The sequence below is a fragment of the Streptomyces sp. NPDC059861 genome (assembly GCF_042731435.1).
GTDB lineage: Bacteria > Actinomycetota > Actinomycetes > Streptomycetales > Streptomycetaceae > Streptomyces.
In genome coordinates, this window is record NZ_JBHWJQ010000094.1 from 1 (window position 1) to 1,459 (window position 1,459).

Genomic DNA, 1,459 nt, shown 5'->3' on the forward strand with positions numbered 1-1,459 from the left:
GGTCCGGGAGACCGTGAGCAGCTGCTCGGAGACGAGCGCGGCTTCGGCAGCAGGGAAGGTTCGGGGCTTCGGGAACTCCAGGGCGTCGACCAGTGAGGCCACGGCCTTCCGGTCGTTGTACGGCACGGAGGTCTGGACCCAGGACGCGAGGGCGGCAACCTCCTTGCGGAGGTGGTGGTCCTGCCCGAAGAAGTCGGCTCCGTGCGAGACGACCAGGCTCGGTGCCGCGTCGTGGATGGCGGGTCGGCGGGTCATGCTGCGGCTCCCATCCGGTGGGCGAGGTCGGCGAGCTGGGTGGCGGCCGCGAGGATCAACCGGACCTCAGGTGTGCCGTCGGTCAGGAGTCGGTCGGGTCCGGGCGCCGGCGGGACCGGCGCGGGGGCCGGGACCGGGCGGCGGCGCAGGGCCACCGCCAGGACCGCGAGGGCAACCACCACGGTGGCGAGGTAGGCGAGGGCGATCACGAGCCCACCGCCTCAGACGTCGTGACGCGCTTCCAGGCCGCCCGGAGCCGGGTCTCCCCGGCGCTGTGGCCCGCCCTGCGGAAGGCGAGGGCGAGGGCGTTGTACGACATCGGCGGGTTGGTGCTGGCCCGGAGCTCCGCGACGATCGCGTCGATCTGGTCGTCCGTCAGGGCGGGTGCCTCGATGGCGGCCAGTTCTTCGAAGGAGCCCCAGACGGGGAGCTGCCAGCGGGGCTGTGACGCGTCCTGTGACGCGGGTGCGACGCGCTCTGTCACGCAGGTCAGAGCCCTACCGGTGCCGTCGCCCTGCCGGACTCCGTCCAGCTCCGACCAGGCGCCGGAGAGCCTCCTGGCCGCCTTGGCCTGTGCCTCCGCGACGCGCTTCCCGGCGCCCGTCACGGCGTCGAGGCGGGTCTCCTCGGTGCCCGCCTCGGCACGGAGTTCGGCGCGGGCGATGGCCGCCTGATCGCGGGCGCCCTGCTGGATCGTGGCGATCCGGTCGAGGGCGGTCTTGGTGAGCGCGGTCCGCTCCCAGAGACCGTGCACGAGCCACAAGGCCTTGGCCGCGATCGGCAGCCAGGCGACGGCGAGCCATGCGCCGGCGGATCCGTCGGCGGTGAGCGCGTGGGCGACCAGGACGCCGGTCGCGACCGCGCCGAACGCCCACCCGACCACGGTGACCGTGGTGTTGTGGTCACCCTGAGCGGCCAGGCGCCGGTCGTACGCGAGGGTCGCGAGCCAGCCGCCGTCGATGCCGAGTCCGACGACCAGGGCGACGGGCCACGGCATCGAGTCCCCGAGCCACATCACGACCACGGCCAGGGTGAGGACCATGGACACGGCGGTCATGGCGACCGCCGGTGCGGCGGTGTAGTTGCGCTTGGGCATGGTCACTTCCCCTTCCGGATCTCGCGGATGAGCAGGTACGACACGCAGCCGCCGACCGTCACGGCGACGGCGACCAGGGCGACCGCGAGGAACAGGCCGACCAGGACG

General features: G+C 73.3%; 3 protein-coding genes. All 3 read right to left on the reverse strand.

Features of this window, described 5'->3' with window-relative positions; genetic code table 11:
• On the reverse strand, positions 1 to 255 hold a 255-nt coding region (locus ACFV6X_RS35525), incomplete at its 3' end, for a hypothetical protein (protein ID WP_385390555.1).
• Positions 252 to 464 carry a hypothetical protein gene (locus ACFV6X_RS35530; protein ID WP_377541240.1) on the reverse strand — a complete coding sequence of 71 codons (213 nt, stop codon included), beginning with the start codon at positions 462 to 464 and terminating at the stop codon, positions 252 to 254. The genes ACFV6X_RS35525 and ACFV6X_RS35530, both read right to left, overlap by 4 nt.
• Positions 461 to 1,351 (reverse strand): protein spdB, encoded by an 891-nt coding sequence (locus ACFV6X_RS35535; protein WP_377541241.1) that lies wholly within the window; start codon positions 1,349 to 1,351, stop codon positions 461 to 463. The genes ACFV6X_RS35530 and ACFV6X_RS35535 overlap by 4 nt, the downstream gene beginning before the upstream one ends.
• Positions 1,352 to 1,459 lie beyond the last annotated feature (108 nt).

Excerpts from the sequence above, each read along its gene's own strand:
- ACFV6X_RS35535 (WP_377541241.1), bottom strand. The coding sequence starts at position 1,351 with ATGCCCAAGCGCAACTACACCGCCGCACCGGCGGTCGCCATGACCGCC.